The sequence below is a fragment of the Frisingicoccus caecimuris genome (genome assembly GCF_004340975.1).
GTDB lineage: Bacteria > Bacillota > Clostridia > Lachnospirales > Lachnospiraceae > Frisingicoccus > Frisingicoccus caecimuris.
Genome location: NZ_SLXA01000011.1, coordinates 50,104 through 75,309, shown reverse-complemented (window position 1 = coordinate 75,309; position 25,206 = coordinate 50,104). Strand labels below are relative to the sequence as shown.

Here is a 25,206-nt window from a genome sequence, read left to right as displayed (position 1 = left end):
AGGAGGACCGTCATGGCTGTCCTTAAATATAGCAGACAACGAGAGGCAATTAAAACTTATCTTGAAGGACGCACAGACCATCCCACGGCAGACATGGTATATACGGCCATCCGTGAAATTTATCCGAATATCAGTCTGGGAACGGTATATAGAAACTTAACGCTTCTTGCGCAGCAGGGAGAAATTTTAAAGATTTCCTGCGGCGAAAGCAGCGATCGTTTCGATGCAAAAACGATGCCCCATTACCATTTTATATGTGAAGAATGTGGTCAGGTTGAAGACCTGATGGATATTGATACGAATACGATCAATAAACTTGCGGAAATGAATTTTGACGGCGAAGTCCTGGGACACCAGCTATATTTTTATGGAAGATGTAAAAAATGTAAAGAACAAAATTCTTAAAATAACTATTGACAAACAATTTAAAGTAGTATATTATGATGATATCAGTAATGATTACTAATTTCAAGCAATAAAACTATTTATTAAGGAGAGATTAACATGAAAAAATTTGTATGTACAGTATGTGGTTATGTTTATGAAGGCGAAGCTGCTCCAGAATTTTGTCCGGTATGTAAAGCGCCAGCAAGCAAGTTCCAGGAACAGGCTGGCGAAATGTCCTGGGCTGCTGAACACGTTGTAGGCGTTGCTCAGGGTTCCCCAGAAGACATTATGGCTGATTTAAGAGCTAACTTTGAAGGTGAATGTACAGAAGTTGGTATGTATCTTGCTATGGCTCGTGTAGCTCACAGAGAAGGATATCCAGAAATCGGTCTTTACTGGGAAAAAGCAGCTTATGAAGAAGCAGAACATGCTGCAAAATTTGCTGAATTATTAGGTGAAGTTGTTACAGACAGCACAAAGAAAAACCTTGAAATGAGAGTAGAAGCTGAAAACGGCGCTACAGCAGGTAAATTTGACCTTGCAAAACGTGCGAAAGCTCTGAACCTTGACGCTATTCATGATACTGTTCATGAAATGGCTCGTGACGAGGCTCGTCATGGCAAAGCATTCAAAGGCTTATTAGAAAGATATTTTGGCTAAAATAATAAATAAAAAGTAATTAAAATTGAAAGGATTGGCTACCTTATAAGAGGCAGCCAATCCTTATTTTTATCTTTATCTTCGATGCATATGTACCTGATATTCATCATAGGTATCCACATTGGCAATGATCTGACGGTCATCTGCCTGAGCAATCTGTGCGTTGCGATCCTTCATAAATGTACGTTCTTTGTTCAACATCGCCGGACCGCTGACGCATCCGCCGACACAAGCCATACCTTCAATGAAGTCCTCCGGCAGGCGGCCGGCCTTCAGCAACATGAGCGCTTTTTTACATTCCTGCGCACCATTGGCCTTGCAGACCTTCACCGGTACATCCTCATTTCTTTCTTTATAAGTCTGAAGTACCGCCGCCGTAACGCCGCCGGATACAGAATAATTTTTACCAAATTTACTTCCCTGCTGAAGTTCACCGGTATAATCTGCCGGATCCACGCCCTTCGCTTCCATCATGGCATATAACTCTTCATAGGTCAGTGCGTAATCCGCGCCGCCCATTGTAATGGAATCAATGACTTCGCTCTTTTTCGCAATGCACGGTCCGATAAAGACACAGAGAGCATCCGGATACATGGCTTTAATCAGCCGGGCTGTAGCCTGCATCGGTGATACGGTGGTCGACATCTTATCCGCCACCTGCGGAAAATGTTTCTTGATCATATTTACAAAGGCCGGACAGCAGGATGTCGTCATCTTTTCTCCGGCTTTCACCTTCTCTTCCAGCTCCAGTGCTTCATTCTTGGACACAAAATCGGCGCCGAGGGATACTTCAAACATATCGGCAAAGCCCAGTGCTTTCACCGCTTCCCGAATCATTCCCACGGATACATTGGCTCCGAACTGGCCCTCGATCGCCGGCGCTACCATGGCATAGACCTTCACACCATTATTCATCAGCCGGATAACATCTACCATAAAGGTTCTGTCCGAAATAGCGCCAAATGGACAGCCTACAATACACTGACCACAGCTGATACATTTTTTATCATCAATCTGAACAATCATTTCCTCATCATAAGAAATGGCATCCACCGGGCAGGCCCGCTTACACGGGCGCATCAGATCGGCAATGGCATTATAAGGGCAGGCTTCCACACATCTCCCGCATTCTTTGCATTTCTTAGGGTCAATGTGCGCACGTCCGCTCTCAAATGTGATCGCCCCGAAATTGCAGGCAGACATACATTTCTTTGCCATACACATCTGGCAGTTATTCGTTACACTGAACCGGTTGATCGGACAGCCCTCACAGGCCGCCGGAAGTACTTGAACAATATTTTTAATATTGCCGCCCGGCAGCGGTGTATGTCCTTCGGCCAACCGCACCCTCTGACGGATGATTTCCCGTTCTTTATACACGCAGCAGCGGTAATGAGGTAAATTCCCCGGTATAATATTATAAGGGATTTCATCCGCACATTCTTTCAGTTTACCGTCAAAGGCCATACGTGCCACTTCCCGGTAGACCTCAAATTTGATTTTATTAATATCGGTCATAAATTCTCTCTTCATTTTACTCTCCTATAGGTCAGTACCGTTAATAATATTTAACAGTTACGGTTTTTCCCATTTTTTTGCATTCATTTACAAGCTGTTCAATCAAACGCTGACGAATACTCAGATCAAAGGGCAGTGCCGCGGCCTGATAAGTTTCGTTGATTGCCTTACCGACAAATATATTCAAATGATTACACTCTTCAATCAGAATCCTTCCCAGTTTCGCCGCTCCATCTTTGCCATAGAGCTGGCTGAAAAAAGCCTCGTCAACTTTACCCGCATTATAAGTGTTCAGCAACTGGACCGTACGATTCAGCGTCAACACACCTTCGGTGACCAGATCCATCCCTTCAATCTCGGCTGTCGGCGGTATGTCCGGGTCAAAATAGTCCAGTGACGCCTTGATCGGTTTGTTCAAATACCTGGCAACTATGTTGGATGAGGTGCCGCCGCAGACAATCTTTCGTCCCGGTCTTGCCATAAACGCCTTCATTACCCGGACATCATCCGCTTTATTTACCGGCGGTCCGGTAAACAGATTCACTGTTTTGGGCCGCGTTACCTTTATAGTGATGACCGTCGTGTCGTCCCCCGGTTCCCCGTCATAAAGCATATTACAACGGTTGCTGATCATGGACATCAGGCGGGAACTGGAAATATTCGAAGCGCAGACATCTTCCACATAGCGCACGACCTCGACCCTCGGCCATCCAAAACCGGATTTTTTCCCTACTCCGGCATGAATCACACCATCACTCATCATAACATAATAATCGCCATAACAGACATTAAAATGATATTCCCGGATAATCTTTCCTTCAATCTCACGGACTGAAAAAGGAACGTCCCTGTGACGGCCGCCCCGGATGAGAATTCCCCCGGGATTATCATATTCCAGCAGCAACGCTTTCCCGTCTCTGTAAATCTGAAGAACACTAAACGTTGAGTAAGCCACATGCCTTGTCTGACATACCGGAAGGGTTCTCGCAATGGTGGTGACACATTCCTCAATGGAAGCGCCATTTTTCAGCATAGTCCCCATGATTTTTGTCGTCAGCGTCGACAAAATATTTGCTTTAACACCGCTCCCCATCCCATCAGACAAGAGCAGGATATCCGAATCTTCAGTTTTAATAATTTCCACCGTGTCTCCGCAAAGTTCTTCCTTCTTTTTATTCAGGCTTTTCCATGCAATATCCAGACTCATATTCATAAATTGTCTTCTCCATCGTAAAAGATACTGTCTCTCATTTTCGTAAGAGTGACTTTTGTCTCCGCTGTCGTCTCTCCGAGCAATCCGGCGATTTCCTGGGCTACCATCATCTGTTTATCAATTACCTTCTGGGCAATATCCATCGCATCCCGGCGCATACGGTCATGCTGTTCACGGATTTTTTCCTCCGCTGTCACATTTCTCAAAATGCCGAGGGCACAATTCATGTCACGGATATAGATAATATTCTGCATTGTGACCAGGCCATAGTTTTCATAAGTCACCTTTTTGTTCATAATACTGCGTTTTTCCCGAAAAACCTGCTCAAAATTCACCGGATCCAGAATATTGGCCAACGGCATACGATAGGCTTCCTCTGCCGAAATATTGAACATAACTTCCGCCGCATTGTTGAACTGACGAATCCGCAATTTTTCATCGACGGTAATGATCAGGTTCGGCGTCACAGACAAAATAACTTCTGACATGGATCGGGCCTGCTGATACATATACGGAATACACAAATTCAGCTGCCCTTTATTCTGGCACCGGGCAATAGCCTTGTCCCGGCAGGTTTTAAAGCCACAGGCTCCGCAGTTAAGCTGTTTTTCCGGAGATGCCTTGCCATCCCGGCGAAGTGCTTCCTGGATTTCCTCTTCCGTCGGCATGACTGATTTGCGTGGAGATTCGTTAAATTCTTTTTTTAGCAGGATATTTCCATCCATTTTAGCCATATCCTTGGGAAATTCACGGATAATTTTCTGGTTCGTGTAAATCCGTGCTTTGAATCGGTCACTCTCCCGGCCGCCGGCCAAGGGACCATTGATACATCCGCCGACACAGGAAGCCACCTCGATAAAACAGTTATTGATCTCCCCTTTGCGAATACAGTCAAATAACTCCCTCACCGAATCAATGCCGTCCACATAAAGCTGCTCATATTTTCCAAAGCCTTCATCCGCCTCCACTGCGGCTAAAATACCGCCGCTTACGCCATAAAGGCCATTGACCATCGCATTGGCCCCCTCTCTCGGATAAAACTCGCACTGATTTAAGTCAATATCCTCTTCGTCAAGCCATCTGCGAAGTTCCTGGAAATCCAACACCGCATCCACGTAAGTTCCCCGGCAGCGCTCCCGGACCGCCTCCCGGCCTCTGGCCGTACAGCTTCCTATGTAAATGACTTTTGCGTCCGGACCAAATTCTTCCTTCAGCATCATACCATGGGCTGTCATCGGCGAAACGACCGGAGCCATATAAGGAATCATATCCGTATAATATTTTTCCACCAGCTCATTGATAGCCGTACAGGATGAGGTGATAATGTTGTTCATTGTCCCTTCTCGAATAAGACATTCGTAGGCCTTTGTCACATGAACCGCCCCCTCCGCCGTCTCCCGGATATGGGTAAAACCCAGTTTATGTAATGCACTCCGCAATTGACTTGTGCCGTTTTCCGTATCTCCGAAAATGCCCAGATACGCCGGATCCAGTGACGCAATCGTGACGTTGCCTTCCCGAATGTATTTTTTTGCCTTATTTAAGTCACTGACATAAACAACCGCATCCTGAGGACAGGCTTCCAGACATCGTCCGCACAAAACACATTCATCAGCCACATAAAGCGCATGCTCATCCTTTATACGAATGGCTTTTACCGGACATATCCGCACGCATTTATAACAGTCTTTGCATTTTGCCGTCTTAAATCCAATTGCCGCCACTAATTTACCCTCCTGAGTACCTCATCTTCAAAAAATGTATCTACAGTTTCCGGTGAGACGGAAAAAAGTTCTTCATCAATCTTTACACAAACGCCCTTTTCGCACTCGCCGGTGCAGAAAGAACCATTTAATTCTATCTTAGAAGTCAGATGATTGTCCTGAATTTTTTTCTGAAGTCCCTGAATAACACTTCTGGAGCCTTTCAGATGACAGGAACTTCCAATGCAAATTGTGATTACCATGAAATAACCTCCTATTTCTTTTCTTAATCTTATTATAGATTATTTATTTGTTCTGTCCAGAATTTTTCTATATTTTCCTCCACAGAATCCATGTCTAATTTCTGGAAAGGTATCCATTCCCGCGGAAACATACGCTTGTAACTGCTGTAATTAAACCGTTCATCCAGCAGTGCAATGACGCCTTTGTCATCCTCAGATCGGATGACCCTTCCTCCTGCCTGGAGCACCTTATTCATTCCCGGAAAAAGGTATGCATAATCAAAACCATTTCCCCTTTTTTCATCAAAATAGGCCTTCAGAAGTTCCCGCTCACTGCCGATTCCCGGAAGCCCCGTGCCAACGATGATCGCTCCGATCAACCGGTCCGCTTTTAAATCAATCCCCTCCGAAAATATCCCGCCAAGCACACAAAAGCCAAGAATCGTCTCATGAGGTTTCTCCTTAAAATTTTCAAGAAATGCCCGGCGTGCATCCTCATCCATGCCGCTTTCCTGTCGAAATACCTGCAGTCCATTCCCTGCCTTTGACATTTCCTTCTCGGTAAATGCATCAAAGACATTGTCCATAAAAGCATAGGACGGACAAAATACCAGATAATTTCCATTTTTACCCCGGATGATTTTCCGTATATACTCAGCAATCCTTTCATACTGCTCCGGATTACGGCACGTATAGCGGCTGCTCACATCCCCCGCCGTAAATATCAACCGATTTTCCGGACGAAAAGGTGAATCCACATACATCTCATAATCTGCCTCCGGTTTACTGCTCAACAGATCTTTATAATACTGAACCGGCAGCAATGTTGCTGAGAAAAAAATACAGCTTCGGCTCATACTGATTCGTTCGCCCAGGTTTCCTGACGGGTCCACACAGAACATTTTGATCATAGCCTCACCGTCTGTACCCTCCGTATATATGATATACTTCTCATCCAGCAGATCGTAGGTGTTGATAAATCGTCTGGCATCAAAATACAATTTTGTCACTGTCTCCCGAAGTTCCGGCGCCATATCTTCCTGCAGATAATCCTCCATATCCGAAACCATCCGCATGAGACTTAAGATAAAACTGCCCACTTCCCTGACAACTGCATAGCTGCCGCCTTCTTCCTCCCGGCTTTCCTGATAATCTTTCAGGTATTGTCCGCACTTATGAACCTTCCGGGCAATTTTTGTCCGTATAGGTTTTAATTTTCGATAAACCTCGTCAAAACTTTTTCGATATAAAACCGCACTGTACATTTCCCGGGCCCGGTCAACAAGATTATGGGCCTCATCTACAAGAAACACCATATTTGCCATGGCATCGCCAAAAAAACGCTTCAGATAGACCACCGGGTCAAATACATAATTATAATCACATATGATCACATCGCACCAGAGAGCAATATCGAGCTGAAATTCAAAAGGACATACCTGATACCGCCCGGCATAGTCAAGAATGCATGCTCTGTCGATTTGATCTTCATGATGGATCATATCGAAAATGGCCTCATTCACCCTGTCAAAATGCCCTCTGGCCCGCTCACAGGTATCCGGCTGGCACAGGCACTCTTCCAAAGGACATATCTTCTCCTTGGCTGTCAGCGTAATAAATTTCATCCGCAGTCCTTTTTCCTGCAAGAGCTTTCCCGTGTCCTCCGCCACCGTCCGTGTGATTGTCTTGGCAGTCAGATAAAAAATCCGCCCGCAGTTTTCCTGTCCCATGGCTTTAATAGAAGGAAAGAGGGTTCCCAGGGTCTTGCCCGTTCCCGTCGGCGCCTGGATAAAGATATTTTTCCCCTCGTCAATCGAACGGTAGACACCGTTCATCATCCGTTTCTGGCTGAGGCGGTATTCATAGGGAAATGCCAGTGTTTTAATGGTCTCATCCCGCAGCTTCTGCCACTCAATCTGCCATTTTGCCCAACGGGCATACTGGTGTACCAATTCCTGAAACCAGCTTTCCAATTCCTCCCTGGTCCGCAGAAATTCAAAGGTCTTGACCATTTCCGTCTCCAGATGAATATAAGTAACCCGAACATTGATCTTTTCTAATTCATGAAGATTGGCGTAAATACAGGCATAACAGTCGGCCTGGGCCACATGAAGAATATCCGCCGTCTCAATAACTTCCAACTTCGTAAATGTCCCCTTGATTTCATCGATCATGATGTCCGTTTCATCAGCCGGATTCGTAATGATCCCGTCGGCCCGTCCCTCGACCTGGATATCCAGCGTCTCATCAATCTCTATTTTCCGTTTCAGACTGACTTCTGCCCGGTAATTGCTGCCGCCCTGTTTTTGGAGTTTCCTGTGGGCACGGCTTCCGGCCTGCATGGCATCCACATCCTGCATAACCCCCATCTTCTGGCTGATATCCCCATTTCTCAAAATAAACTCCACAAGATTTCTTACGGAAACCCGCACCTCATGCTTCACACCCCATCACCTCCATTCACTAAAGAAATCCTCTCAACAGTTCTGCTATTGAGAGGATTCGAGCTCTTTTATTTAACATAGTCTTTAAGAAAATGAATCAGCGTCTCCATCTCGGAATCGGTTCCCACTGTAATTCTTAAATAGTTATCAATCCGGGGCAGACTAAAATACCGTACATAGATATTTTCTTTCCGCAATGCCTCAAATAATTCCCTGGCCGGATACTTCGGATGGGTCGCAAAAATAAAATTGGCCCGGGGTTCATTAAATTCAAATCCAAGCGCCCTTAATTCTTCCGCAGCCCAAGTCCGCGTACGGATAATTTTTTCAATACATTGGTTAAAATAATCCCGGTCTTTTACCGCTTCTGCGCCGAGAATCAAAGCCGTCTGGTTCATTGTATAGGAATTAAAGGAATATTTAAAATCATTCAGCGCTTTGATCAATTCCTCATTACCAATGGCATAACCAATCCGCATTCCCGCCATGGAGCGGGATTTTGAAAAGGTCTGTACCACAAGCAGGTTATCATATTTCTCAACCAGCTCCAATGCAGACCTGCCGCCAAAATCTATATATGCCTCATCGACGATCACAAGCACATCTCTGTTATGCTTTATAATATCTTCCACAAAGTCCAGGTCCTCATACACGGAAGTCGGCGCATTTGGATTCGGGAATACAACACCGCCGTTATCGGCATAATAGTCTTCTTTCCGAATGCGGAAATGATCATCCAGAGCCTTTGTCTCATAAGGAATCCGGAAGGCATCCGCCCACACCGGATAAAAGGAATAGGTAACATCCGGGAAAAATATCGGCTGATCACTGTTGAAAAAGGTCTGGAAAGCCATAGCCAGCACATCGTCCGATCCCACGCCGACAAATACCTGCTCCTGCTTTATATGATAAAATTCAGCCAGTGCTTCCGTCAGCACACTTGCTGTTGGGTCCGGGTAGAGACGAAAACGATCTGTTTCCAGATGCTCCGCCAGCTTTACGACCCCCGGAGCCGGAGGATAAGGGTTTTCATTTGTATTTAATTTGATCATTCCCGGCTGATTTGGCTGCTCGCCCGGTGTGTAAGGCACAACCCGGCGTACATAATCTCTCCACGTCTTCATCCGTATCACAACCTCTCTTATTTCAGTCAAAATATGTTCCCGCTAAAGCCCGGAAGGCCGGCAGAGAACGTTCAATCATCTCATAGGATACGCAATAAGCAATGCGTACATAGCCCGGACATCCAAAGGTTGACGCCGGCACGAGCAGAAGATGATGTTTCTTTGCCTCTGTGACAAAGACTTTTTCGTCTGCCACCGGTGATTTTACAAAAAGATAAAATGCACCTTCCGGCTTCACGCAATCAAATCCCATGTCGGACAGAGACTTATATAAAAACTTTCGATTTTTGTCATAAGCAGCCACATCCGTCTGTTCATTCAGACATTCTTTGATCATCAACTGCTGCAGAGACGGAGCATTAACAAAACCAAGCACCCGGTTGGCGATTGTCAGTCCTTCCACAAGTCCCTGGTAGTCGTCCACTTCCTTCGGCACAGCCAGATAGCCAATCCGTTCCCCCGGCAGAGAAAGGGATTTACTGAAAGAATAGCCGATGATGCAATTACGGATGTGTTTTGTCATAAATGGCACTTTCACGCCATCATAGACAAGTTCACGATAAGGCTCATCCGAAATCACATAAATGGAATGTCCGATCCGTTTCTCTGCTTCTTCTAAAATGGCCTGCAATTTGTCCAATGTCTCCGCGGAATAAACGACGCCCGTCGGATTATTCGGATTATTGAGAATCAGTGCCTTTGTCCTTTCCGTAATCCTTTCTGCCAGCATTTCCACATTTGGCTGGAATGTCGGTGGATTCGGTGGAATCACAACCAGATTTCCCTGATAATTATGCACATAATTGGTATATTCACCAAAAAACGGTGCAAAACAGATGACCTCATCGCCCGGGTCAAGAATCGTTCTCAAAACCACATTTAAACCTCCGGCTGCACCGACGGTCATGAGAATGCCCGTCCAGTCGAAGCAGGTCCCAAATCGCTTATTTAATGATGCTGCCACGGCTTCCCGGACTTCTTCATAGCCCGCATTGCTCATATAGCCATGGACATAGAGCGAATTATCCCCGTCCAGAATCCGTTTCATGGATGTGCGCACGGCCTCTGGGGCCGGAACGCTCGGATTCCCCAGACTGAAATCATAAACATTTTCCGCCCCCACTTCCCGGGCCATTTCCTTGCCTTCCTCAAACAGGGCGCGGATCACTGAATTTCCCTGAACCAACTGTGTCATGCTTTTAGATATCATTTGATTTAACCTTCTTCCTCCATGTTACTCAGTTTGGCGGCCTGATCTGCAGCAGTCAGGCTATCAATGATCTCATCTAAATCGCCGTTTAAAATATCATCCAGACGATGTAATGTCAATTTGATCCGATGATCCGTACACCGCCCCTGAGGGAAGTTGTATGTTCGAATCTTCTCGGAACGATCGCCCGTTCCAACCTGATTTTTACGGTTGGCGGCTTCCTCTTTTTTCTTCTTTTCCAATTCCAGATCGTACAGTCTGGAGCGAAGAACTTTCAGACCTTTATCCTTATTCTTTAACTGAGATTTTTCATCCTGACAGGAAATAACGATTCCTGTCGGAATATGGGTAATACGCACCGCTGAATCGGTTGTATTAACACACTGTCCCCCGTTACCGGAAGCACGGAATACGTCAATACGCACATCGTTCATATCCAGCTGAACATCCACTTCTTCCGCTTCCGGCATAATAGCCACGGTAACTGTGGATGTATGAATACGGCCGCCGGATTCGGTTTCCGGCACACGCTGTACCCGGTGTACACCGCTCTCAAATTTCAGCCGTGAATAGACACCATTTCCGCTGATCATGAATACGACCTCTTTAAAACCTCCGATACCGCTCTCATTCACACTCATCATATCAATCTTCCAGCGCTGTTTTTCCGCATATTTTGAATACATACGGAATAATTCCGCCGCAAATAACGCTGCTTCATCGCCGCCGGCACCGGCACGAATTTCCACGATAACATTCTTCTCGTCCATCGGGTCCTTCGGAATAAGGAGAATCTTCAATTCCTGCTCGATTTCCCCGATTCGTTTTTTGGACTCAGCCATCTCTTCCTTGGCAAGTTCCCGCATCTCTTCGTCGTTCTCCATCTCCAAAAGCTCCAGGCTATCTTCCACATTTTGCTTTTCCTGCTTATATTCCGTATATTTTTCGACGATTGGAGCCAGGTCATTTTGTTCTTTCATCAGCTTACGAAACCGCGGCTGGTCATTGACCACATCCGGATCGTTCAACTCCTCCATTACCTGCTGATAACGGATTAAAATATCATCTAATCTGTCAAACATAGTTTTTCCTCCAATTGATTTCTATCTTCTTCCATAGACCACCCGGTCCAGTCCGGCCAGATCTCTGACCGTATGTATATCCCGGAACCCATTTTCCGATAAAATTTCTGAAACCGGTCCTGCCTGTTCGCAGCCAATTTCAAAAAACAGCCATCCCTCCGGATTTAGAAACTCCTTCGCAGCTTCAGAAATCTTTTTATAAAATTCCAGTCCCTCATCGGCCCCTTCCAAAGCCAGCCTTGGTTCATAATCCTTCACTTCCGGCATAAGCGTCTCAATGACCGATGCCGGAATATACGGCGGATTGGATACGATGACATCAAACCGACCATTTACCTTTTGAAACAAATCGCTTTGCAGCCATAGGATATCATTGGCTCCCCGGCCCTTCTTCTCCCAGTTTTCACGGTTAAATATACCATTCATCCGGGCCACTCTCAGAGCATCCTCCGATACATCCACACCAATGCCCCGGCCATAACTTCCCAAAGCCATCAAACTGATGAGTATACAGCCCGAGCCGGTACACATATCCAAAAGTTTCCCTCCCGGAATATCTGCTTCTTTCAGGACAGTCTCAACCAATACTTCCGTATCCTGCCTCGGAATCAGCACCGCTTCATTGACCATAAATTCAAGCCCCATAAAATCGGCCGTTCCTAATATATACTGCAGCGGATAATGGGTACATCGGTGTTCCACCGCTTCCATGTACCGCCGTTCCTCCTGTGGGTCGGCCTCCGTATCTGCCTGTAAAAGATACTGGGCCCAATTCAGATCACAGATATATTCTAACAAATATCTGGCTTCCATAGTGCCATTTTCAATCTGATTTTCCAAAAGGCGCTGTTCGCCTTCTTTTAGTAATTGCCTTAATGTCTTCATTCTGTCAAATCCTTCTGAAACTCCCGCCAATCATAAATAGCCTCGATGGATGCAATGGCAACTTCGAGCATCTCCAGATCCGGCTCCTTTGTCGTAAATTTTTGCATCCAGAAACCAGGCTTGCTGACCAGACACACCAGCCCCGAATCATGACGGCCGGCCCATTGAATGATCTCATAGGACACCCCGGCGATGATTGGAACCATCAATATACGGCAGACCACTTTCAGCGCCATGCTTTCTACAGGGAAAATCTGGAAAAAGAGCAAGAAGAATAAAATACTCACAAACATGACGATAAACAAAAAGCTTGTTCCACACCGTTTGTGAAATCTGGAATACTTCGCCGCGTTTTTCGGCGTCAGTTCTTCCCCATGCTCAATACAATTAATCGTTTTATGCTCCGCGCCGTGATACATAAACAGCCTCTGTATGTCCTTCATTCTGGAAATTAATACAATATAGGCAATAAATATCATCACCCGGACAAGCCCCTCAATAATCCCAAGAATCAGGCTGGAATCCGTTGTCCGACGGAAAATATCAGAAATAAAAAAAGGCAGAATCATAAACAGTCCGATGGACAACACCAGAGAAAGTATCACTGTCAATGTCATAAACAGCTTATCCGAAGTTTTCTCCTGCTCTCCTTCATGAGCCGTTGATACATTCTCTTTCTTTCCGAGGGCCGCCTCCGGCTCCTCATCTTCAAAAAAAGAAGCAGACCAGGTCAGTGTCTGCATCCCCAGAACAAGGGAATCCACAAAAGCAACCGCGCCGCGAAGAATGGGAATTCCGGAGACATGAAAACGCTGGCCATAGCTCATATGCTCACCCGATTTCACTTCAATTTCATGATTCTCCTTCCGGACAGCCACCGCATACCGGTCTTTATGACGCATCATGACCCCTTCCATAACAGCCTGACCGCCAATATTTGCATACTTCATAATGTCATACCTCTATAGAAAAATAGGTTGAGATTTTTTTAAAACCTCAACCTTCCCTGTAACATTCCTCTTATTCCTGAGTAATACCATACTTACGATTAAATTTATCAATACGGCCACGAGCTGCAACAGCTTTCTGCTGACCTGTATAGAAAGAATGGCATTTAGAACAAATTTCTACGTGAATTTCCGGTTTTGTTGAACCAGTTACAAATTCATTACCGCAGTTGCAAGTTACTTTTGCCTGATAATATTTTGGATGAATTCCTTCTCTCATGTTTTTCACCTCGCTCAAACTTTCTTATTATAAAACTGACGAATCAATTTTGTTCACTATAAAAACAGCTTTTTCATTATAGCATGGTTGCGAGATGCTTTCAAGAGTTTTTTCAAAATCTTTTGTCAAAAATTCTAAAATATCTTGGTCCGTTTCATCATGGAAACAAAAGCTTTATTATCCTCGGTATGCATAAACATATCAAGAATCCGCTCCAGGGCTTCATCGGATTTCATGCCATTCAAGGCTTTACGCATCGCATAAGACGCATCCAATTCCTCTCTGGACAAAAGCAATTCTTCTCGTCGTGTTCCTGAACGTGCAATATCCACTGCCGGAAAAATCCGTTTTTCCGAAAGTTTTCGATCCAGCAGCAATTCCATATTGCCAGTTCCTTTAAATTCTTCAAAAACAACATCATCCATCTTACTCCCGGTTTCCACAAGAGCAGTCGCAAGCACTGTGAGGCTTCCTCCCTCCCGCATATTCCTGGCTGCTCCAAAGAACTTCTTTGGCATATACAAGGCCGCCGGATCAAGACCGCCGGACAATGTTCGTCCACTCGGCGGAACTGTCAGGTTATAGGCCCGGGCCAGCCGGGTAATACTGTCCAGAAGAATGATGACATCTTTTTTATGTTCTACGAGACGTTTGGCCCGCTCAAGTACCATCTCAGATACACGTTTGTGATGCTCTGGTAATTCATCAAATGTCGAATAAATAACTTCCACATTTTTGCCCACAATAGACTCCCGTATATCCGTGACTTCCTCCGGCCGTTCGTCAATCAACAGGATAATAAGATTCATATCCGGATGATTTGTCGTTACCGCTTTTGCAATCTGCTTTAGCAGAGTCGTCTTTCCTGTTTTTGGCGGCGCTACGATCATGCCTCGCTGCCCCTTACCGATTGGCGATACCAGATCCATGATCCGCATGGGCACACTGGAACGCACTGTTTCAAGCCGAATCCTGTCATCCGGAAAAATCGGCGTCATATCTTCAAAATTCATGCGCCGGGTTGCTTCACTCGGATGCATGCCATTGACGGATTTTACATATAACAATGCACCGAACTTCTCATTCTGTGTTTTTACCCGGATATTTCCTGCAACGATATCACCTGTCTTCATATTAAACCGGCGGATCTGAGCCGGCGAGACATAGACATCATTCGGGCCCGGCAGATAATTTTCACACCGGATAAAACCATAGCCATCTGATAAGACCTCTAAAATGCCATGAGCTATCTGGCCACTGTCCAGTGCTTCAAAAGAACTGTCCATACGAACGTCTGCCCCTTCTCCACCAGGCTCCGTCGAATGCTCCATTTTCTTTTCTTCCCGAACCTCACTCTTTTCCCGGTGTTTCTTCTCTTCCCCGAGATCATTCTTTTCCCGGTATTTCTGTTCCTCCCGGAACTCGTTTTTTTCTCTATTATATTTTTCTTCCAGTTCGCCCATAAGCTGAACCAGCTGCGCTTTCCTCATTGTGGATACATTTTTAACACCCTGTGATTTTGCCAGCTCTTTTAACTGAACCAGCGACAAAGTCGCGTACTTTTCGTTCATAAGTATCCTCCTTCAATTATGTACATATTATTTCAATTTCCTGGGAAAAATAAGATCAGATGCGCTCGCAGATATTTTCATTATACACCAAAATATCAATAAATAAAGGAAAATTTTTCGCAATTTTCGACTTTTCAATACGAATCAATACACGCTGTACTTTTTAATACACTGTCTTACATTTTTTTCAATTTTATTCAATTAAAGTATTGAATTTCCAAAAAAACTATACTATAATTGCACTAAAATTTAACTTATACAACGCAAACTAATCAAGGAGGAAAAATCTTATGTCTTATACTGACAGCATCATTGAAAGTGTTATCAAAAAGAATCCAAATGAGCCAGAATTTATTCAGGCCGTTACAGAAGTTATGAATTCTCTGAAACTGGTCGTGGACAACGAGCCAAAATATCAGGATGCATCCCTTCTGGAACGTATTGTAGAACCAGAACGTGTGATTATGTTCCGTGTTCCGTGGGTAGATGACAATGGCAAAGTTCAGGTAAACCGTGGCTATCGTGTACAGTTTAACAGTGCCATCGGACCATACAAGGGCGGACTTCGTTTCCATCCATCTGTAAACCTGAGCATTATCAAATTCCTCGGTTTTGAACAGATTTTCAAAAACTCACTGACAGGTCTTCCGATCGGCGGCGGCAAAGGCGGTTCCGATTTTGACCCAAAGGGAAAATCCGACCGTGAAGTTATGGCTTTCTGTCAGAGCTTCATGACAGAATTATGCCGTCATATTGGTGCTGATACAGATGTTCCAGCCGGTGATATCGGTGTTGGCGGACGTGAGATTGGCTTCCTCTACGGACAGTACAAACGTATCCGTAACCTCTCCGAAGGCGTCCTTACCGGTAAGGGGCTGACCTATGGCGGTTCCCTGGCTCGTACGGAAGCTACAGGCTATGGTCTTGTGTACCTTGTTGATGAATTATTAAAATGCAAGGGTGATACATTAGAAGGCAAAACAGTTGCTGTATCCGGTGCTGGTAACGTAGCCATCTACGCTACAGAGAAAGCCACTCAGCTCGGTGCTAAAGTTGTGACTCTCAGTGATTCCAACGGTTGGATCTACGACGAAAACGGCATCGATCTTGACCTCGTAAAAGATATTAAAGAAGTACGTCGCGGACGTATTAAAGAATATATTGAAAAACATCCAGAGGCTGTATACCATGAAGGCACCGGCGTATGGACCGTTCCTTGTGATGTTGCTCTGCCATGCGCAACACAGAACGAACTTCATCTGGATGATGCAAAAGCGCTTGTTGCCAACGGATGCAAGGTTGTTGCTGAAGGTGCGAACATGCCTACAACCCTCGAAGCTACAGAATATCTCCAGGCAAACAAGATTTACTTCGTTCCTGGTAAAGCTTCCAATGCCGGCGGCGTTGCTACTTCCGCACTGGAAATGTCCCAGAACAGCATGCGCTTGAGCTGGAGCTTCGACGAAGTTGATGAAAAGCTCCGTGGCATCATGGTAAATATCTTCCATAGCATCGATGACGCTGCAAAAGCATACGGTGTAGAAGATAACTTCGTTGCCGGTGCAAATATTGCCGGATTCAAAAAAGTTGCCGATGCTATGCTTGCACAGGGCGTTTGCTAATTCATCACCTTTTTAAAATCAAAGCCATGACTATCGATAGTTCAGGTGATCCACCTGAGTCGGTATCATGGCTTTTCTTATCTTTCGTATATTCATCTCATCATTCTACTTTCGTATTTTACTTGCAAAGTCTTCAATCGATTCTGCTTTTGCCACCAGTAATAACCAGTTCATCAGAACGTCTTCGTCCTTCTGACCCCGAATCTGTTCTGTAAGATAATCCGGCACATCGCCCAGATTCGCCAGCAAATTTAAAATATCCTCCCGTCGTCCTTCCATACGGCCTTCCATACGACCTTCCATACGACCCTCCATACGACCCTCCACTCTGGCTGCATTTCGCTCTTCCATCTCCCGCATAAATCTCATTCCTACCGCCTCGCTTCTCTTCGCCTTATTCACCCGTTCATGAATTCGCTGAATACGTTCACTACCTGTTTCTGACGCAACCTTATCCGTTGTATTTTCCATATAATGAAGAAACTCGACCAGTTCATCGGAAACCTCACTTTCATTCTTTCCCCGGGTATTCAGAAAAATCCGTACAGCGCCATCTCTCAGAGGTAGCGATGAATGTTCTTCACACATTGCTTTAAAGGTATAACAATACTTTTCAAGACCAAAAATATCATAATCCGCTATGACAATGATATAAGAATCATTTAACTGATTATAGTTTTCAACCCCCGGTTCCAGCAACGAACTGTCCATCAACGACTGATAATATCTGCTTCGTTTTTGTAAATCCGTCTGGTATGTACTTTGAGCCTCCATATCATAGACAGTTCCCTCCTCGGACACAGAAAATACATCCATTCGTATGGATTTCGCCAAAGGTGACACTCTATGCTCTTTCTCTGTCTGTGGTGATGAAAGCAGCCGGACATTTTGTCCCAGAATAATGCTCAGGGCATCCTGATTTACCTCCGGATCATCCATAACTTCTGCAAATAAAAAACGGTTTATAAGGTTTAAATCTTTTAATGCTTTCTTTTCTTCCATGCATATTGCTCCTTCATTTTATCATAATTTTATTCATTTAAACAGTGGATTTTCGTTCCTGATCAGGATTAAAGACCTTATCGGGCGAAGCCTGACATAGCGCGGCTGCTCGAAGGGCATATATTACGAGTTGCCCGAATAGGCAGAAATTTTTTCGCAGGCTCTGGAAATGTATCTGCCTGACAAGACCAGTATAGAAGAACTCCGACCAAACTGCAATAACAATTCATCGGGGCATTTTTACAATAGTGTTCACATAAAATTATTGCTTTATACAATAATAAAAGCCATGGTTCCACTCCTTATCTATTTTGGAGCAGTACCATGGCTTTTCCTTAGAAAATAATTTCCTATTTATTCAATTTTGCTGCTGCCTTTGCCTCAATCTTATCTTTCTGGACATAAGCTCTGACATGAGTGCCGGTTCCGATAACACCAGCTTCATCGACAGCCTCATAAGAAAATGTCACCATCTTCTTATCCACTTTTTCAACTTTTGCTGTACAGGTTACTTTCATACCAACAGGTGTTGGTGAAGAGTGGGTAATATCCAGCGTAACCCCAACACTGGCTTCTCCTTCTGCACTTGCCTGATCCATGCACATGAAACAGGTCTTTTCAACCAGAGCGACCAAAATCGGTGTTCCGAATACGTTCGGTGTTCCCGGAACAGCGCTGGCTGCTGTCATATCCGGTGTAACCACCTGCTCACATGTAAATGTTGTTCCTAATAACTGTTCTTTTTCCATAATTTCTCCTTTTCCGCCACAACCCTAAAATCATACTGCTTTACTGAAAATTACTGAATAAATGCCTTTAAAGAATCAATTAACGAATCCGGATTATCTCCATGGACCTGAATATTGATCGGTTTGCTCAAATCAAGACTAAAGATACCCATGATCGACTTTGCATCGATGACATAACGCCCGGATACTAAATCCACATCTCCATCATATACAGCTACAATACGGTTAAACTCTTTCACATCTTCAATACTCTGTAATAAAATAGTTGCTTCTTTCATTTTTATTCCTCCTGTTAAATTTAGAATTTAAATCTGAATTAATTCATATTCACGCGTTCCCAATCCAAGCTTCTCGGCATGTTCCAGACAACTTTTCCAGTTTGTATCCGGAGAAACATCCGTGAAATGATCGTGGTGCACATGTTCAACTTCTTCCAAAAGGCTTCCTCGGCTAACCGGCTGTGCATTGACCGCATCCACACAAGCCTGATCCAATGCCACCGGATCAAAAGATGCAAACATTCCCACATCCGGCACGATCGGCGCATCATTCTCACCATGACAGTCACAGAATGGTGAAACATCCATTACCAGACTAATATGAAAGGCCGGCCGCCCATTCACAACAGCTTTTGTATATTCTGCCATCTTACAGTTCATAATATCATTGGACTCATCATATACCGGCTTTACAGAATCTGTCGGACAAACTCCGATACAGCGTCCGCAGCCCACACATTTATTATGATCGATTGATGCTTTTTTATCAGTGATCGTAATTGCCTCATGGGCACATATCTTCTTGCACATTCCACAACCCACACATTTTTTTGCAGATACCTCTGGCTTGCCTGCACTGTGCATCTCCATCTTTCCTGCTCTGGAACCGCAGCCCATGCCAAGATTTTTAATAGCTCCGCCAAATCCAGCCGCCTCATGACCTTTAAAATGGTTCAACGAAATGATAATATCCGCGTCCATAACAGCCCGGCCAATCTTTGCCTCTTTCACATAGGTACCGCCCTCTACAGGTACAAGCACTTCATCTGTTCCTTTTAATCCATCGGCAATAATGACGTGACATCCGGTTGAAAATGGTGAAAATCCATTAACATAAGCGCTGTCCAGATGATCGAGAGCATTCTTACGTCCACCGACATAAAGCGTGTTGCAATCCGTCAAAAATGGTTTTCCACCCATACTTTTTACGGAATCCACAACGGTCTTTGCATAATTCGGACGCAGATAAGCCAGATTACCCGGTTCTCCAAAATGAATCTTGATCGCTACATATTTCTTATCAAAATCAATCGTATCCATTCCGGCTGTCTTCATCAGACGTGCCAGCTTCTGTTGTATATTTTCCTGCACAGTCGCACGAAAATTTGCAAAATAAACTTTCGATTTTTCCATTATCTTTCTCCTTTTGTTATCCTACTCTTTCAATTCTAATACGCCTCGAAAAGGCTGTCAATCCATTTCTTCTTGATTTCATCCATGGTAAATGCTATTATTATTCATGTATGTAACGAAACTTATGATGAAAGGAACATAAAAAATGGCAGATAATGAGAAAGCTTTAAAACTCCACGAAGAATGGCAGGGAAAAATTGAAACAACTTCCAAATGCCGTATTAAAACCCGGGAAGATCTGGCTCTCGCCTACACACCAGGCGTTGCCGAACCATGTAAAGTCATTGCTGAAAACCAAGATGCAGTTTACACATATACAAGTAAGGCAAATACGGTTGCTGTTGTATCCGACGGTTCCGCCGTTCTTGGCCTTGGAAATATCGGTGCTTATGCCGCCATGCCGGTTATGGAAGGAAAAGCCGCTCTGTTCAAAGAATTTGGAAATGTCAATGCCGTCCCGCTTTGCCTGGACACACATGATACAGAAGAGATTATTGAAACTGTCATCCGTATTGCACCGGCTTTTGGCGGAATCAATCTGGAAGACATCTCCGCACCGCGGTGCTTTGAAATCGAAACCCGTTTAAAAGAAGCTCTGGATATTCCTGTTTTCCACGATGACCAGCACGGAACAGCCATCGTTGTCCTGGCCGGTATTATGAACGGACTCCGCCTCACAGGAAAGAAAAAAGAGGATTGCCAGGTCGTTGTCAACGGCGCCGGTTCTGCAGGCGTGGCAATTACACGACTTCTTCTGAACTATGGTTTCAGGCACGTGACTATGTGCGACCGCTTCGGTATTATTTCGAAAAATTACCCGAATCTCAATTGGATGCAGGAGAAAATGACCAAATACACTAACCTTGAAAATAAAGAAGGGACTCTGGCCGACGCTTTAAAGGGCGCAGATGTTTTTGTCGGCGTTTCCGCACCGGGTATCGTTACAGCCGAAATGGTTGCTTCTATGAACAAGGATGCTATCATGTTTGCGATGGCGAATCCGGTTCCGGAAATCATGCCAGATATCGCAAGAGCTGCCGGTGCACGTGTCGTCGGTACCGGTCGTTCTGATTTTCCGAACCAGATCAATAATGTCACCGCATTCCCGGGCATCTTCAAAGGCGCACTGGAAGGCCGTGCCCGCCAGATTACGGAAGAAATGAAACTGGCTGCTGCTGCCGCTCTGGCCGGACTTGTCTCCGATGAAGAATTATCCGAAGATTTTATCATGCCGGATCCATTTGACCCACGAATCGTTGACGTAGTTTCTAAAGCCGTAAAAGACCATATTACCAAATAATATGGTTTCAAATTACGCAGAAGCCCTTCGCCTGTGGCATGGAAAACCTTATTATTCACTCAGTCAATATCTGCAGGAACATTTTGGTGAAAAGATTTATAAGATTGCTCTGGACGGTGGTTTCACCTGTCCCAACCGGGATGGTACCCTCGGAAATCGGGGCTGCATTTTTTGCAGCGCCGGAGGTTCCGGGGATTTTTCCGGAGCCAGACTATCTAAACCTTATCGCACACAGCTTGACGAAGTGCGCCCGCCCGAAGGGCATCTATCAGAAAATATCTGTTCCCAATTAGAAGCCGGAAAGAACCTTCTTTCCAAGAAATATACCGGCCGCCGCTTCATTGCCTATTTTCAGGCATTCACGAATACCTATGCGCCGATGGAACATTTAGAAAAGCTATATATGTCTGCCCTTTCCTATCCGGAAACGGCGATTCTCTCCATCGCCACCCGACCGGATTGTCTTTCACCGGATATTATCGAACTTTTAAAACGGTTGAATCGCATTAAACCCGTCTGGATTGAACTGGGCCTTCAAACGATTCATGAGGATACTGCCCGTTTTATCCGCCGCGGCTACACTTTAGATGTTTTTACAGATGCCCTCTGCCGTCTGAACGAAGCCGGTATCGACACCATTGTCCATACGATTCTGGGCCTTCCCGGCGAATCAGAAGATGACATCTTGGAAACCCATCGTTTTCTTGCACAGCAGCCGATTCAAGGAATAAAATTACAATTACTCCATATACTTCGCGGAACAGATCTGGACGTGCTCTACCGCCGACACCCGTTCCACATACTGACACAGGAGGAATACGCTGCTTTAATTATCCGCTGTATCGAAATCCTGCCGCCGAAAATGGTCATTCACCGTATCACTGGCGACGGGCCGAAAAATATATTAACTGCACCCCTGTGGAGCAGTCATAAAAAACAGGTTCTCAACACCATCCATCACACATTTAAAACCCGCGCCACCTGGCAGGGACGTTTATACACGCCCCTTTAAAACACTGGCTGCCGGTCAGGAAAGGAATATTTATGATTGCCGATCCATCTACTTTATACAAATTAATGATTCTCTATATTTTGGATGCCTCCGAATTTCCTCTTACAAATTCTCAGGTATGCGAATTTCTTCTGGACAAAGGATACACCACCTATTTTACAACCCAGGCGGCCATATCCGATTTGATCGAAGCCCAGTTTATTTCTGTTGACCAGAAAAATAACAGCTCCTACTACCGGTTGACACCTTCTGGCCGGGAAACTTTGGAGGCTTTTTCCTCTTCTATTTCCGACGGCATAAAAAATGATATCTGCTCCTATTTAGCAGACAAGCACTATGCCCTCCGCCAGACCAATGAAGTGACCGCCAGCTATCTTCCAAAAAAAAATCAGGAATTTGACGTAGAACTTCTTCTTAAAGATGGAAAGGAACCGCTGCTTAAACTTCAGCTTACCGTGCCTACCGAACTTCAGGCCGAACTGATCTGTGATCACTGGCACAAGCAGAGCAGTCAAATTTATGATTACCTGATGACAACTTTACTGACAAAAAAAAATGCGGATGGATAATCCGCATTTTTTCATTTCAAAACTTCTACCTGTCCCATTTATCGCAGAGATTATTGATCTGATCTGCCAATCTGGCCAAATCTTTATTGGCTCCGCCTTCGTTATGCTGGATAACGACCATAAGCCGTCTCCCCGCAGCCACGAGCCGCTCAAATACAGAGCTTGCCTTTCTGGCTGCCGCTTTCTTCGACTTGCGTACCGGAACAGCATCGACCACACAGCTATTATCCGTCAGATCATAGCTGGTGCCGCTGTACGGCGCCACCGCATCATAACCATATTCATTTCTGAGACACTCTGTAAAGACATCACACACGGCGTCTTCACCATGTACGACAAATACCCGCTCCGGCTTCTTTTTAAATCCCTGAAGCCAGCGGATCAATCCCTGTTTATCCGCATGACCGCTGATTCCTGCCAACTGTTCAATATGGGCCAGAACTTCAATCGTCTCACCGAAAAGCTTCACTTCCTGAGCCCCCTCCACCAGGGCACGTCCCAGCGTACCATTTGCCTGATAACCGACAAACAAAACTGTACATTCCGGCCGCCACAGATTATGTTTTAAATGATGACGGATTCGACCGGCTTCGCACATACCGGAAGCCGAAAGAATGACCTTCGGTCGGCTGTCAAAATTAATCGCCTTTGATTCTTCACTGGAAACCGACGTTTTCAGCCCCGGGAAAGTAATCGGATTAATTCCCTGCTTGACCAGAGCCATCGCTTCCTCGTCAAAACATTCATAAATATTCTGATTAAAGATCGTCGTGGCCTCAATCGCCAGCGGACTATCTACATAGACTTCAAAATTATCATGTCCCTTAATGCGGTTCTCCGCTTTAATCTGACGAATAAAATAAAGCATTTCCTGTGTACGTCCCACCGCAAAGGATGGAATGACCACATTGCCTCCCCGGTCAAAAGTTTCCTGAATGATCCGGCTCAGTTCCGCCACATAGTCCGGCCGGGTCTGGCCATGGGAACGGTCGCCATAGGTAGATTCAATGACCACATAGTCCGCTTCTTCCACCGTCGACGGGTCCTTGATCAACGGCTGATCTGTGTTGCCCACGTCACCGGAAAAAACAATCTTTTTCTGTAATCCGTTTTCACTGATCCATATTTCAATACATGAAGACCCAAGCAAATGACCCACATCAGTAAACCGAATACGGATTCCCGGGCACACATCAATGATTTTGTTGTAATCACAACCGGCAAAATGTTCAAGAACGCCTTCCGCATCTTCCATTGTATAGGTCGGCATAACTTCCGGTTTTCCGGCCCGACGGCCCTTACGATTCTTCCACTCTGCCTCAAATTCCTGAATATGGGCACTGTCTCGAAGCATGATTCCGCAGAGCTGTTTTGTCGCATTTGTTGCAAAAACGGTTCCCCTGAAACCCTCCGCATACAATAAAGGCAGTAAGCCTGAGTGATCAATATGGGCATGGGTTAAAAACACATAATCCACTTCTGCCGCAGCGGCAGCTACCGGCTGATTCTCAAAAAAATCTTCTCCTTGTTCCATCCCATAATCAATAAATATTTTGTGTCCGCATGCTTCCAGATAATGACAGCTTCCCGTCACTTCATGGGCAGCTCCTGAAAATGTTAAACGCATAAAAATCCCCCATTTCATATTTATTATTATATACGAAATGGAGGATAATTACTATAAATTTAGTGCATATTGTTCAATCAAATCCCAGATTTCGTCCCTTCCCTGCTTGCTCACTGCTGAGAATGGAATGATCGGCGTACCTTCGGTCACATCAAGGCCTACCCGGATCTGCTTTACATGTTTCTGAACCTGACTGCGTTTCAATTTGTCCAGCTTGGTCGCAATGATGACCGGATTGAATCCCTGTTCCACGATCCACCGATACATGTGTTTATCATTGGCCGACGGTTCATGCCGGATATCAATGAGCAAAAATACCAGTCGGAGTTGATTCGATGTATGAAGATAACGTTCGATCATTGTTCCCCACTTCGCCTTCACTGCCTCAGAAACTTTGGCATAGCCATAACCGGGTAAATCAACAAAATAAATCTCTTCATTAATATTATAAAAATTGATGGTCTGGGTCTTTCCCGGCTGCTGCGAAGTCCGGGCATAGGATTTTCGATTCATCAATCCATTAATGAGTGAAGATTTTCCCACATTGGATTTTCCCGCGAAAGCCACCTCCGGCAGAGTATTTTCCGGAAGTTTGCTTGTAATTCCACAGACGGTTTCCAGATTGACATTTTTAATAACGTGCATAC

Annotated in this window: 24 protein-coding genes; 6 read left to right on the top strand and 18 right to left on the bottom strand. The window is 45.0% G+C overall.

What is annotated here, in order from left to right; genetic code table 11:
- Window positions 1-12 precede the first annotated feature (12 nt).
- Both EV212_RS10560 and EV212_RS10555 read left to right on the top strand, forming a co-directional pair.
- Window positions 13-405, top strand: coding sequence for a Fur family transcriptional regulator (locus tag EV212_RS10560; RefSeq protein ID WP_132092947.1), 393 nt, complete (start codon window positions 13-15; stop codon window positions 403-405).
- A gap of 99 nt (window positions 406-504) precedes the next feature.
- A complete protein-coding gene (locus EV212_RS10555) occupies window positions 505-1,047 on the top strand; it encodes an NADH peroxidase (RefSeq protein WP_132092944.1) in 543 nt (180 codons plus the stop codon).
- 75 nt (window positions 1,048-1,122) lie between these two features.
- On the opposite strand, the gene EV212_RS10550 is transcribed toward EV212_RS10555, so the two are convergent.
- From EV212_RS10550 to rho, 12 genes are all read right to left on the bottom strand, one after another.
- Window positions 1,123-2,580 (bottom strand): 4Fe-4S dicluster domain-containing protein, encoded by a 1,458-nt coding sequence (locus EV212_RS10550; RefSeq protein WP_132092941.1) that lies wholly within the window; start codon window positions 2,578-2,580, stop codon window positions 1,123-1,125.
- 25 nt (window positions 2,581-2,605) lie between these two features.
- On the bottom strand, window positions 2,606-3,778 hold the full coding sequence (locus EV212_RS10545; RefSeq protein WP_132092938.1) for a SpoIIE family protein phosphatase: 1,173 nt from the start codon (window positions 3,776-3,778) through the stop codon (window positions 2,606-2,608).
- Window positions 3,775-5,502 (bottom strand): [Fe-Fe] hydrogenase large subunit C-terminal domain-containing protein, encoded by a 1,728-nt coding sequence (locus tag EV212_RS10540; RefSeq protein ID WP_132092936.1) that lies wholly within the window; start codon window positions 5,500-5,502, stop codon window positions 3,775-3,777. The genes EV212_RS10545 and EV212_RS10540 overlap by 4 nt, the downstream gene beginning before the upstream one ends.
- Window positions 5,502-5,744 carry an NAD(P)H-dependent oxidoreductase subunit E gene (locus tag EV212_RS10535; protein WP_132092933.1) on the bottom strand — a complete coding sequence of 81 codons (243 nt, stop codon included), beginning with the start codon at window positions 5,742-5,744 and terminating at the stop codon, window positions 5,502-5,504. Before EV212_RS10535 ends, EV212_RS10540 begins: the two co-directional genes overlap by 1 nt.
- Before the next feature lie 32 nt (window positions 5,745-5,776).
- On the bottom strand, window positions 5,777-8,167 hold the full coding sequence (locus tag EV212_RS10530; RefSeq protein WP_243115536.1) for an ATP-dependent DNA helicase: 2,391 nt from the start codon (window positions 8,165-8,167) through the stop codon (window positions 5,777-5,779).
- Between the two features lie 68 nt (window positions 8,168-8,235).
- Window positions 8,236-9,291 carry a histidinol-phosphate transaminase gene (gene hisC / locus EV212_RS10525; RefSeq protein WP_132092930.1) on the bottom strand — a complete coding sequence of 352 codons (1,056 nt, stop codon included), beginning with the start codon at window positions 9,289-9,291 and terminating at the stop codon, window positions 8,236-8,238.
- A 22-nt stretch (window positions 9,292-9,313) separates the two neighbouring features.
- The gene (locus tag EV212_RS10520) at window positions 9,314-10,501 is read right to left on the bottom strand and encodes a pyridoxal phosphate-dependent aminotransferase (RefSeq protein ID WP_132092928.1); all 1,188 of its coding nucleotides are present in this window, start codon (window positions 10,499-10,501) and stop codon (window positions 9,314-9,316) included.
- A 5-nt stretch (window positions 10,502-10,506) separates the two neighbouring features.
- A complete protein-coding gene (gene prfA / locus EV212_RS10515; protein ID WP_132092925.1) occupies window positions 10,507-11,583 on the bottom strand; it encodes a peptide chain release factor 1 in 1,077 nt (358 codons plus the stop codon).
- Between the two features lie 21 nt (window positions 11,584-11,604).
- Window positions 11,605-12,468, bottom strand: coding sequence for a peptide chain release factor N(5)-glutamine methyltransferase (gene prmC / locus EV212_RS10510; RefSeq protein ID WP_132092922.1), 864 nt, complete (start codon window positions 12,466-12,468; stop codon window positions 11,605-11,607).
- Complete coding sequence (locus EV212_RS10505) at window positions 12,465-13,418, bottom strand: DUF1385 domain-containing protein (protein WP_132092919.1); 954 nt, start codon at window positions 13,416-13,418, stop codon at window positions 12,465-12,467. Before EV212_RS10505 ends, prmC begins: the two co-directional genes overlap by 4 nt.
- Before the next feature lie 70 nt (window positions 13,419-13,488).
- The gene (gene rpmE, locus EV212_RS10500; protein ID WP_132092916.1) at window positions 13,489-13,695 is read right to left on the bottom strand and encodes a 50S ribosomal protein L31; all 207 of its coding nucleotides are present in this window, start codon (window positions 13,693-13,695) and stop codon (window positions 13,489-13,491) included.
- 134 nt (window positions 13,696-13,829) lie between these two features.
- Window positions 13,830-15,266, bottom strand: a complete 1,437-nt coding sequence (rho, locus tag EV212_RS10495; protein WP_132092913.1) for a transcription termination factor Rho — start codon at window positions 15,264-15,266, stop codon at window positions 13,830-13,832.
- Between the two features lie 290 nt (window positions 15,267-15,556).
- On the opposite strand from rho, the gene gdhA reads away from it, so the two are divergent.
- Complete coding sequence (gdhA, locus tag EV212_RS10490) at window positions 15,557-16,888, top strand: NADP-specific glutamate dehydrogenase (protein ID WP_132092910.1); 1,332 nt, start codon at window positions 15,557-15,559, stop codon at window positions 16,886-16,888.
- Window positions 16,889-16,993: 105 nt separating this feature from the next.
- Here the strand turns inward: gdhA and EV212_RS10485 are convergent, their stop codons facing one another.
- The 4 genes from EV212_RS10485 to EV212_RS10470 all read right to left on the bottom strand — a co-directional run bounded on the left by EV212_RS10485 (window position 16,994) and on the right by EV212_RS10470 (window position 20,051).
- A complete protein-coding gene (locus tag EV212_RS10485; protein WP_132092907.1) occupies window positions 16,994-17,890 on the bottom strand; it encodes an Rpn family recombination-promoting nuclease/putative transposase in 897 nt (298 codons plus the stop codon).
- Between the two features lie 350 nt (window positions 17,891-18,240).
- A complete protein-coding gene (locus EV212_RS10480) occupies window positions 18,241-18,639 on the bottom strand; it encodes a thioesterase family protein (RefSeq protein WP_132092904.1) in 399 nt (132 codons plus the stop codon).
- 50 nt (window positions 18,640-18,689) lie between these two features.
- Window positions 18,690-18,917, bottom strand: a complete 228-nt coding sequence (locus EV212_RS10475) for an HPr family phosphocarrier protein (RefSeq protein WP_132092901.1) — start codon at window positions 18,915-18,917, stop codon at window positions 18,690-18,692.
- A gap of 27 nt (window positions 18,918-18,944) precedes the next feature.
- Window positions 18,945-20,051 (bottom strand): DUF362 domain-containing protein, encoded by a 1,107-nt coding sequence (locus EV212_RS10470; RefSeq protein ID WP_132092898.1) that lies wholly within the window; start codon window positions 20,049-20,051, stop codon window positions 18,945-18,947.
- A gap of 145 nt (window positions 20,052-20,196) precedes the next feature.
- On the opposite strand from EV212_RS10470, the gene EV212_RS10465 reads away from it, so the two are divergent.
- The 3 genes from EV212_RS10465 to EV212_RS10455 are packed head-to-tail and all read left to right on the top strand — an operon-like array spanning window position 20,197 to window position 22,932.
- On the top strand, window positions 20,197-21,351 hold the full coding sequence (locus EV212_RS10465) for an NAD(P)-dependent malic enzyme (RefSeq protein ID WP_132092895.1): 1,155 nt from the start codon (window positions 20,197-20,199) through the stop codon (window positions 21,349-21,351).
- Window position 21,352: 1 nt separating this feature from the next.
- On the top strand, window positions 21,353-22,363 hold the full coding sequence (locus EV212_RS10460; protein WP_132092892.1) for a TIGR01212 family radical SAM protein: 1,011 nt from the start codon (window positions 21,353-21,355) through the stop codon (window positions 22,361-22,363).
- A gap of 32 nt (window positions 22,364-22,395) precedes the next feature.
- A complete protein-coding gene (locus EV212_RS10455) occupies window positions 22,396-22,932 on the top strand; it encodes a DUF4364 family protein (RefSeq protein ID WP_132092889.1) in 537 nt (178 codons plus the stop codon).
- 25 nt (window positions 22,933-22,957) lie between these two features.
- Here EV212_RS10455 and EV212_RS10450 read toward each other — a convergent pair whose 3' ends face one another.
- Window positions 22,958-24,559: an MBL fold metallo-hydrolase RNA specificity domain-containing protein gene (locus EV212_RS10450; RefSeq protein ID WP_132092886.1), complete on the bottom strand. Its 1,602-nt coding sequence runs from the start codon at window positions 24,557-24,559 to the stop codon at window positions 22,958-22,960.
- A 51-nt stretch (window positions 24,560-24,610) separates the two neighbouring features.
- Window positions 24,611-25,204 (bottom strand): ribosome biogenesis GTP-binding protein YihA/YsxC, encoded by a 594-nt coding sequence (yihA, locus tag EV212_RS10445; RefSeq protein ID WP_132092883.1) that lies wholly within the window; start codon window positions 25,202-25,204, stop codon window positions 24,611-24,613.
- Between the last annotated feature and the right edge of the window lie 2 nt (window positions 25,205-25,206).